10 protein-coding genes are annotated in these 8,992 nt (G+C 64.3%); 6 read left to right on the plus strand and 4 right to left on the minus strand.

Annotated elements, in window-relative coordinates; all coding sequences use genetic code 11:
- Positions 1-277: 277 nt before the first annotated feature.
- The 4 genes from hemE (at position 278) to rho (ending at position 4,300) form a co-directional block, all read left to right on the plus strand.
- Positions 278-1,318 carry a uroporphyrinogen decarboxylase gene (gene hemE / locus AMB_RS23025; RefSeq protein ID WP_011386894.1) on the plus strand — a complete coding sequence of 347 codons (1,041 nt, stop codon included), beginning with the start codon at positions 278-280 and terminating at the stop codon, positions 1,316-1,318.
- Between the two features lie 78 nt (positions 1,319-1,396).
- The gene (gene hemH, locus AMB_RS23030; protein WP_011386895.1) at positions 1,397-2,410 is read left to right on the plus strand and encodes a ferrochelatase; all 1,014 of its coding nucleotides are present in this window, start codon (positions 1,397-1,399) and stop codon (positions 2,408-2,410) included.
- The gene (gene hemJ, locus AMB_RS23035) at positions 2,404-2,841 is read left to right on the plus strand and encodes a protoporphyrinogen oxidase HemJ (RefSeq protein ID WP_011386896.1); all 438 of its coding nucleotides are present in this window, start codon (positions 2,404-2,406) and stop codon (positions 2,839-2,841) included. The genes hemH and hemJ overlap by 7 nt, the downstream gene beginning before the upstream one ends.
- A gap of 202 nt (positions 2,842-3,043) precedes the next feature.
- Positions 3,044-4,300 carry a transcription termination factor Rho gene (gene rho / locus AMB_RS23040; RefSeq protein WP_011386897.1) on the plus strand — a complete coding sequence of 419 codons (1,257 nt, stop codon included), beginning with the start codon at positions 3,044-3,046 and terminating at the stop codon, positions 4,298-4,300.
- Positions 4,301-4,418: 118 nt separating this feature from the next.
- Here the strand turns inward: rho and AMB_RS23045 are convergent, their stop codons facing one another.
- From AMB_RS23045 to AMB_RS23060, 4 genes are all read right to left on the minus strand, one after another.
- A complete protein-coding gene (locus tag AMB_RS23045) occupies positions 4,419-4,796 on the minus strand; it encodes a hypothetical protein (protein ID WP_011386898.1) in 378 nt (125 codons plus the stop codon).
- Between the two features lie 62 nt (positions 4,797-4,858).
- Complete coding sequence (locus AMB_RS23050) at positions 4,859-5,836, minus strand: quinone oxidoreductase family protein (RefSeq protein WP_011386899.1); 978 nt, start codon at positions 5,834-5,836, stop codon at positions 4,859-4,861.
- Complete coding sequence (locus AMB_RS23055; RefSeq protein ID WP_011386900.1) at positions 5,833-6,285, minus strand: methylated-DNA--[protein]-cysteine S-methyltransferase; 453 nt, start codon at positions 6,283-6,285, stop codon at positions 5,833-5,835. Before AMB_RS23055 ends, AMB_RS23050 begins: the two co-directional genes overlap by 4 nt.
- Positions 6,286-6,293: 8 nt before the next feature.
- Positions 6,294-8,309, minus strand: a complete 2,016-nt coding sequence (locus tag AMB_RS23060) for a thioredoxin domain-containing protein (protein WP_011386901.1) — start codon at positions 8,307-8,309, stop codon at positions 6,294-6,296.
- A 90-nt stretch (positions 8,310-8,399) separates the two neighbouring features.
- Here AMB_RS23060 and AMB_RS23065 point away from each other — a divergent pair, with 90 nt between their 5' ends.
- Together AMB_RS23065 and AMB_RS23070 are read left to right on the plus strand one after the other, a co-directional pair.
- A complete protein-coding gene (locus tag AMB_RS23065) occupies positions 8,400-8,654 on the plus strand; it encodes a DUF6489 family protein (protein ID WP_043745710.1) in 255 nt (84 codons plus the stop codon).
- On the plus strand, positions 8,651-8,992 hold the full coding sequence (locus AMB_RS23070; RefSeq protein ID WP_011386903.1) for a (2Fe-2S) ferredoxin domain-containing protein: 342 nt from the start codon (positions 8,651-8,653) through the stop codon (positions 8,990-8,992). Before AMB_RS23065 ends, AMB_RS23070 begins: the two co-directional genes overlap by 4 nt.

Below are 8,992 nucleotides of genomic sequence, written 5' to 3' on the forward strand. Positions count from 1 at the left end.
CGCTGTCCTCGACAATAGCGTGAATCGTCGCCGGCGACATCCGATTTCCCCATTTTCCCCAGGGGGCGAAGGCGTGAGAAAACAACGGTCTGGCCCGGTTGACCCCCACTCATCCACAAGGAGGAGAGGGGCGGCCGAAAGTTGGGACAAGCCTGTGGATGGCTTCGGCAAAATGTCCAATCCCCGTTATCCACAGGCACCCACTAACCACAGCAACCTTTTCTCTAAACCTTAAAGTCTGTAAGACAGAGCCATCTCCAGCCCGCGAGGTTCCCCCGTGTCCAGCTCGTCCAAGCCCTTCCTCCGCGCCCTTGCCGGCGAGACCCTTACGCCTCCGCCCTTCTGGCTGATGCGACAGGCCGGACGCTATTTGCCGGAATACCGGGCCACCCGGGCCGAAGCCGGCAGCTTCCTGGATCTTTGCTACAATTCCGACCTGGCCTGCGAAGTCACCCTGCAGCCCTTGCGGCGCTATGGCTTCGACGCGGCCATTCTGTTCTCCGACATTCTCGTGGTTCCCGACGCGTTGCGGCAGCATGTCGCGTTCAAGGAAGGCGAAGGTCCGGTATTGACGCCGATTCGCTCGGCAGAGGATCTGAGTGGTCTCGACCTCTCGGGCCTGCACGACCATCTCGCGCCGGTTTACGAAACGGTCAAGAAGCTGTCCGCCGCCATTCCCAAGACCACCGCCCTGATCGGTTTCGCCGGTGCACCCTGGACCGTGGCCACCTATATGATCGAGGGCAGCGGCTCCAAGGATTTCGCCAAGGCCAAGGGCATGATGTTCGGCCAGCCGGAGCTGTTCGCCCGCCTGATGGCGCTGCTGGTCCAGGCCACCGGCGATTATCTGATCCGCCAGATCGACAACGGCGCCGAAGCCATCCAGATTTTCGACACCTGGGCCGGAGCCCTGCCCGAGGACATGTTCGAGCGCTGGGTGATCGGCACGACCCGTACCCTGGTGGAGCGCATCCGCACCGAGCGGCCGGGCGTGCCGGTGATCGGGTTCCCGCGCGGGGCCGGATATCTCTACAAGCGCTATGTGGCCGAGACCAAGGTCAGCGGCGTCTCGCTCGACCCCTCGGTGCCGCTGCACTGGGCGGCGGCCGAGTTGCAGCCCAAGTGCACCGTCCAGGGCAATCTCGATCCGCTGTTGCTGGTGGCTGGCGGCGAGGCGCTGGATGCCGGTATCGACCGGGTGCTGAAGGCGCTGTCCAAAGGACCCTTCATCTTCAATCTGGGCCACGGCATCACCCCGCCGACTCCGCCGGACAACGTGGCGCGGCTGGCCGAGCGGGTCAAAGGCTGGAAAGGCTGAGACCATGAGCGAAGCGAAGCCGAAGCGCGGGAGCCAAGGGTGCGGAGGCACCCGCCCGGCGCTTGAGGGGCAAAGGAAATGAGCGAGGCGGGGGGCAGGAAGACGGCCGTCGTGCTGTTCAATCTCGGTGGACCCGATTCGCTGGATGCGGTCAAACCGTTCCTGTTCAACCTGTTCAACGACCCGGCCATCATCGGCGCACCCGCTCTCATTCGCTGGCTGCTGGCGAAGTATATTTCGGCCAAGCGGGCGCCGACGGCCCGCGGCATCTACCAGATGCTGGGCGGGCGCTCGCCTTTGGTGCCCGAGACCGAAGCGCAGGGCCGCGCCCTGGAACATGTGCTGGGACATGGTTTCCGCTGTTTCATCGCCATGCGCTATTGGCATCCCTTCACCTACGAGACGGTTGCCGCCATCAGGGAATGGGGCGCCGACGAAGTGGTGCTGCTGCCGCTGTATCCCCAGTTCTCGACCACCACCACGGGCTCATCGCTGAAGGAGTGGCACAAGCAGGCGGAACGGCAGGGTCTTGTCGTCCCCACGCGCATGGCCTGCTGCTATCCCACCGAGCCGGGTCTGGTGGACGCCATGGCCGATCTGGCGAAAGCGGGCCATCAGGAGGCCGCCGCCGCCGGCAAGCCCCGCATTCTCTTTTCGGCCCACGGCTTGCCGAAATCGGTGATCGCCAAGGGTGATCCCTATCAGGCCCAGGTGGAATTGACCGCGGCGGCCGTGGCCAGCGCCACGGGAATCGCCGATCTCGACTGGGCCATCTGCTATCAAAGCCGGGTGGGTCCCATGGAATGGATCGGTCCCAGCACGGAAGCCGAACTGGAACGCGCCGCCCGGGATGGGGTCCCGGTGGTGATCGTTCCAGTCGCCTTCGTCTCCGAGCATTCCGAGACCCTGGTGGAACTGGATATCGAGTATCGCCACAAGGCCGACCAGCTGGGCATTCCCGCTTATGTGCGGGTGCCGGCCCTGGGCTGCCACCCCGCCTTCATCCGGGGATTGGCCGAGGTGATTCACCGGCCGCAAGCCTTTACCGGCCAGGCCTGCAAGCGTCTGGGACGGGTTTGCCCATCATGCTGAGTGGAACGGCCTATCTGTGGGTCAAGGCGGTGCATGTCATCGCCATCATCTCGTGGATGGCCGGGTTGCTTTATCTGCCCCGGCTGTTCGTCTACCACACCACGGTCAAGCCGCGCTCCGAGACCTCGGAGACCTTCAAGATCATGGAACGCCGCCTGATCAAGGCGATCATGACCCCCGCCATGGTCCTGGCCTGGATTCTCGGTCTGGTCATGGCGGTGGACGGCGGCCTGTTCTCCCAGGGCTGGTTTCATCTCAAGCTGGCCTGCGTGGTCGCCATGACCATCGCCCATTTTTTCCTCGCCCGCTGCAAGGATGGCTTTGCCGAGGACCGCAACACCCGGTCCGAGAAGTTCTATCGCGTCATCAACGAGGTGCCGACCTTGCTGATGATCGTCATCGTCATCGTGGTGATCGTGAAGCCCTTCTGAAAGGTTTTGACAGCACCGCCAGCTTTGGCTAATGCTCTAGCGAAATTCCCAGGGCGGACAATACGCCCGTTTCCCACCATCCCCCTTCCGCGCCGGATCATTCGTATCCGTTCCTGATCGGCAGCAGGTCCGCAACAGTTCGGACCCGTCCCACCTTAAGTCCGATCGATTGCGCGGAACATCCATCCAACGGATCTCTCTCATGCATTTGCAGGACCTGAAGAAGAAGACCCCGGCCGAACTCCTGGCCTTTGCCGAAGAGCTGGAGGTGGAAAACGCCAGCACGCTTCGCAAGCAGGACATGATGTTCGCCATCCTGAAGCAGCTGGCCGACAACGATACGCCCATCTACGGCGACGGCGTGCTGGAGATCCTGCAGGACGGGTTCGGCTTCCTGCGCAGCCCCGAGGCTAATTATCTTCCCGGTCCCGACGACATCTATGTCAGCCCCAGCCAGGTGCGGCGCTTCGGCCTGCGCACCGGCGACACGGTGGACGGTCAGATTCGGGCGCCCAAGGACGGCGAGCGCTATTTCGCCCTGCTGAAGGTCAACAACATCAATTTCGAGGACCCGGAAAAGGTCCGCCACCGCATCAACTTCGACAACCTGACGCCGCTCTATCCCGACGAGAAGCTGAAGCTGGAGATCGAGGACCCCACCCGCAAGGATCTCACCACCCGGGTGATCGATCTGGTGGCTCCCATCGGCAAGGGCCAGCGCGCCCTGATCGTCGCGCCGCCGCGCACCGGCAAGACCGTGATGCTGCAGAACATGGCCCATGCCATTTCGCTCAATCACCCCGAGGTCTACCTGATCGTGCTGCTGATCGACGAGCGGCCCGAGGAAGTCACCGACATGGCCCGTTCGGTGAAGGGTGAAGTCATCAGCTCCACCTTCGACGAGCCGGCGTCCCGTCACGTCCAGGTCACCGAGATGGTGCTGGAGAAGGCCAAGCGTCTGGTCGAGCACAAGCGCGACGTGGTCATCCTGCTGGATTCCATCACCCGCCTGGCCCGCGCCTACAACACCGTGGTACCCAGCTCGGGCAAGGTGCTGACCGGCGGCGTCGACGCCAACGCCCTGCAGCGCCCCAAGCGCTTCTTCGGCGCGGCGCGCAACATCGAAGAGGGCGGCTCGCTGTCCATCATCGCCACCGCGCTGATCGATACCGGTTCGCGCATGGACGAAGTGATCTTCGAAGAGTTCAAGGGCACCGGTAACTCGGAAATCATCCTGGACCGCAAGCTGTCGGACAAGCGCACCTTCCCGGCCATCGACATCACCAAGTCGGGCACCCGCAAGGAAGAGCTGCTGGTCGACAAGGGCATCCTGTCCAAGATGTGGGTGCTGCGCCGCATCCTCATGCCCATGGGCGTGGTCGACGCCATGGAATTCCTGGTGGACAAGCTCAAGCACTCGAAGAACAACGGCGATTTCTTCGAAGCGATGAATTCCTAGGCGATATCAATGCGAAGGGACTTGTCCCTTCGCGCATCCCTCTTTCCTATTTGGAATCAAAAGGGGGCCCGGGGCATTGGCCCCGGGCGGGGTTTGGGGCCGTGGCCCCAATCATTCCTCAGTTATGCCCCGACGTCCGGCGCCGGTGATGGCGGCGATGGCTTTGGCTCAGCAGGTCATCAGAGGGGCTGTCGTCCTCGGAACGGCGCCGCCATAGATGGACGCCGCCGGCCAGCAGCATGGGGGGCACCACCACGATGGCGATGCGGCCCAGCATGTTGAAGAAGGAATTGCGGTCGGTGTCGATGACCACCTGGTTCTTGCACTCGTAGCGCTGCTTGAAGGTGCCCGAGCAATCGCGCAGCCGTTCCTTGACGGCGTCCGAGGAATGGTTTTCCACCGTCCCTTCCGGAAGGTTGGCGAACTGGCTCCAGCCCGCCCAAGCCATCCAGACCAGACTGACCGTCGTCACCATCACATTGCCGATCTTGGACACGCCATCCTCCGACCCGGGTCCGTTGCCACATCCCGGAGTCCAATATTCTTTCGGATGGGGCGTTACGGCAAGAGGAGAGTGGAGCCGGTGGTCTTGCGTCCCTCCAGGTCACGATGGGCCTGGGGGGCGTCCTTCAGGGCATAGGTCTGGTTGATTCCGATATTCACCACGCCTTTTTCCACCACATCGAACAATTCGCCGGCCGAGGCCAGCATGTCGGAGCGCTTGGCGGTATAGGCCATCAGGCTCGGCCGGGTCAGGAACAGCGAGCCCTTGGCGGCCAGCAATCCGGTATCCAGGGGCTCGACCTTGCCCGAGCTTTGGCCGAACGACACCATCATGCCCAGCGGCCGCAGGCAATCCAGCGACTTCAGGAAGGTGTCCTTGCCCACGGAATCGTAGACCACCGGCACGCCTTCGCCGTTGGTGATCTCGCGTACCTTTGCCACGAAATCCTCGGACTTGTAGAGAATAGGATGGTCGCAGCCATGGGCCTTGGCCAATTCCGCCTTTTCCGGCGATCCCACCGTGCCGATCACCGTGGCTCCCAGATGCCTGGCCCACTGGCAGACCAGCAGACCCACCCCGCCGGCGGCGGCATGGATCAGGATGGTGTCGCCCGCCTGGACGCGATAGGTCCGGCGCAGCAGGTATTGGGCGGTCATGCCCTGCAGCATCATGGCGGCGGCGGTGCGCTCGTCGATGGCGTCGGGAAGCTTCACCAGCCGGTCGGCGGGCATCAGCCGGACCTCGGCATAGGCTCCCAGCGGCGGATTGGCATAGGCGACGCGATCGCCGACCTTCAAATCCGTGACGTCGTCACCCACCGCTTCGACCACGCCGGCGCCTTCCAGGCCGGGGGTGAAGGGCAGGGGGGCAGGGTAAAGCCCGCTCCGGTGATAGACGTCGATGTAATTGAGGCCCACGGCGGTATGGCGCAGCAGCACCTGACCGGCCGCGGGGACGGCAAGATCGACCTCTTCCCAGACCATGACCTCGGGGCCACCGGGCTGGTGAATGCGGATGGCGTTGGTCTTCACTTGAGGGGGACTCCTTCATGACGCAGCAGGAATTCCTTGGTCTCCACGCCATCGATGCCGGAATAGCCGCCCATGGCGCCATTGGCGCCCAGCACGCGGTGGCAGGGAATGATCACCGGAATAGGATTGCGACCGCAGGCGCCGCCCAGCGCACGGGGCGCGGTACCCAATTCCTCGGCCAGTTCGCCATAGCTCCGGGTCTGGCCGAAGGGAATCCGCGACAGGGCCGCCCACACCTTCTGCTGGAAGGCGGTGCCGTGCGGCGCCAGCGGCAAGTCGAAGCTGGTGCGCTTGCCGTCGAAATACTCCTCCAGCTGGTCGCGGGCCTTGAGCAGCAGGGGAGTCTCGTCGTTCTCGGGCAGGAAGCCCCAATCCACCGCGACGATGGCGCCATCGGCTTCGAACAGGGCCAGCGGCCCGATGGGGGAATTGAAGGCGAGTTGCGGCATGGTGGCGGTTACTTCTTGCTGAGCAGGGCGGCCAATTGGTCGGGATCGGTGACCGGCGCCCGGCAGGTGGAGCCCTGGCAAATATAGGCCGCGGCCCGGCCGTCGACCAGAGACTTGCCGTGGGCCGGATGGCCTGGGGGCAGGGCGGCGCCGTTGTCCACCCGCAGCAGCGAGACCGGCGGCAGGGGTGTGGTGGCGAAAGTGCGCAGCAGGGCACGGCCGCCTGAATCATCCAGCGGTCCGACGATCACCACTTGCAGCGGCTCGGCCAGGATAGCGAAGGCCTCCAGCAGGGACGTCATGTGGGGAATCTGCTCGGGGATGGCAGCGCCGAAGGCATCGATCACCGCCTGAGACCGCTCGCGCCAGGCCTCGTCGCCGGTGACCAGCCACAGCCGGGCCAGGGCCTCGGCCATCATGCCGTTGCCGCTGGGCACCGCCGAGTCGAAGGCCGGCTTGGTGCGGATCACCACGTCGCCGGCGTCGTCGGCCGAAAGGAAGTAGCCGCCTTCCGCTCCATCCCAATGATGGGCGTGAACCTGGTCCGCCCAGACAAGAGCACGCTCCAGGTATTCCGGCGCGGCGGTGGCTTCATGCAGGCTAAGCGCCGCCAGGATCAACCAGGCGTAATCGTCGAGCACGGCGGCGGTTTCGGCCCGGCCCTGGCACAGGGAATGGGCGGGGCGGCCATCGGGACGGGTCATGCGGGTGGTGATGACTTCGAAAGCCTTCCGCGCGGCGGTCAGCCAGTCCGGGCGATCGAAGGCCAGGGAGGCCTCGGCCAGGGCCGAGATGGCCATGGCGTTCCAGTCGGCCAGGACCTTATCGTCGCGTCCCGGCCAGATGCGCTTGTCCCGCGCCGCCAGCAGCACCGCCTTGGCTTCGGCGAGGTCGCCATCATCACCGCCGCCTCGGGGATGGTTGCGGTGGAGGATGGTGCGCCCCTCCCAATTGCCATGGGCCCGCACGTCGTAAAGGGTGCCGAAGCGGATGGCGGTGTCCATGTCCATCAGGGCGGAGAGTTCCTCCGACGTCCAGGTATAGAACAGCCCTTCCTCGCCCTCGCTGTCGGCATCCAGCGCGGCGGCGAAGGCGTCGCCCTCGGCCATCATGTCGCGCAGCAGCCAGCCCACCGTTTCGAAGATGCGGGTGCGGTAGAGCGGCGAGCCGGTGTGCTTCCACACCTTGGTCAGCAGCGACAGCAGCTGGGCATTGTCGTAGAGCATCTTCTCGAAATGGGGCACCAGCCAGAACTCGTCGGTGGAGTAGCGCATGAAGCCGCCGCCCAGATGGTCATAAATGCCACCCTGGCAAATGTGGTTCAGCGTCACGGTAACGGCATCCTTAAGGCTGGAATTGCCGGTTCTCAGATAGGAATGCCACAGGAAACGGAACAGGCCGGGCTGGGGGAATTTCGGCGCGCCCACGGTGCCGCCGTCCTCGAAATCGATCAGGCGCAGGCATTGGGCGGCGCCCAGATCCACCACTTCCATATCCAATGCCAAGGGGCCGGGCGAGCGGGCCATCTTTTCCAGGCTCTCGCGGATGCGCTCCACATTGTGGCTGATCTTCTCCGGGTCGCGATGGAAGCTGTGGGCGATGCCCTCCAGCACGTCGGGGAAGGCGGCGCGGCCATAGCGGGTGGTGGCGGGAAAGTAGGTGCCGCCCCAGAACGGCTCGGCGTCGGGGGTCAGGAACATGGTCAGCGGCCAGCCGCCGTGCTGGCCCATCAGGCCCAGGGCGTTCTGGTAGAGGGCATCCAGGTCCGGGCGTTCCTCGCGATCGACCTTGATGTTGACGAACAGACGGTTCATCAGCCCGGCGATGCCAGCGTCCTCGAAGCTTTCATGGGCCATGACGTGGCACCAGTGGCAGGCGGAATAGCCCACCGACAGCAGGATCGGCTTGTTGCTGGCCTTGGCCTCGGCCAGGGCCTCCGGCCCCCAGGCCCACCAATGGACGGGATTGTGGGCATGCTGCAGCAGATAGGGGCTGGTCTCGGCGGCCAGTCGATTGTGAGACATTCATCGATCCTTGAAACGGCAGGACATTGCGCCGGGGGAGGCTAATGCTTAGTTTGGGTGAAAGTGGGCCGAGCGCAAGACGAGGACGACATGAAGATTACCGTGGACGTGGATTGTACCCCAGAGGAGGCCCGGACCTTTCTCGGGCTGCCCGACGTCAAGCCCATGCAGGAAGCCCTGCTGAAGCAGATCCAGGATCAGATGGCCGCCAATCTGCACGCCATGGAACCGGAGACCATGCTGAAGGTCTGGCTGCCCGCCGGGGTCCAGGGCATGGAGCAGCTGCAGAAGATGTTCTGGTCCCAGTTCTCCTCCGGCTCGCGCCCCAAGGAGAGCAAGCCGTGAGCCGCCTGCCCGGCGATCCACCCGATTATTTCCGGGTCCATGTCTTCATCTGCACCAATCGCCGTCCCGACGACAACAAGCGCGGCTCGTGCGCCGGGCGGGGTTCCGAGGCGCTGCGCGAACACATGAAGGACGCCCAGAAGAAGCTCGGCCTCAAGGATGTACGGATCAACTCCGCCGGCTGCCTCGACCGCTGCGGCAAGGGGCCGGTGATGGTGATCTATCCCGAGGGCATCTGGTACAGCTTCAATAGCGTGGCCGACCTGGATGAAATTCTCGAGACGCATATCGTCGGGGGCGGCCGGGTCGAGCGTCTGATGCTCGCGCCCAATTCCTGA

Origin of the sequence: Paramagnetospirillum magneticum AMB-1, assembly GCF_000009985.1 — a bacterium.
GTDB lineage: Bacteria > Pseudomonadota > Alphaproteobacteria > Rhodospirillales > Magnetospirillaceae > Phaeospirillum > Phaeospirillum magneticum.

Excerpts from the sequence above, each read along its gene's own strand:
- hemH (WP_011386895.1), top strand. The coding sequence starts at position 1,397 with ATGAGCGAGGCGGGGGGCAGGAAGACGGCCGTCGTGCTGTTCAATCTC.
- hemJ (WP_011386896.1), top strand. The coding sequence starts at position 2,404 with ATGCTGAGTGGAACGGCCTATCTGTGGGTCAAGGCGGTGCATGTCATC.
- rho (WP_011386897.1), top strand. The coding sequence starts at position 3,044 with ATGCATTTGCAGGACCTGAAGAAGAAGACCCCGGCCGAACTCCTGGCC.
- AMB_RS23055 (WP_011386900.1), bottom strand. The coding sequence starts at position 6,285 with ATGCCGCAACTCGCCTTCAATTCCCCCATCGGGCCGCTGGCCCTGTTC.
- AMB_RS23060 (WP_011386901.1), bottom strand. The coding sequence starts at position 8,309 with ATGTCTCACAATCGACTGGCCGCCGAGACCAGCCCCTATCTGCTGCAG.
- AMB_RS23065 (WP_043745710.1), top strand. The coding sequence starts at position 8,400 with ATGAAGATTACCGTGGACGTGGATTGTACCCCAGAGGAGGCCCGGACC.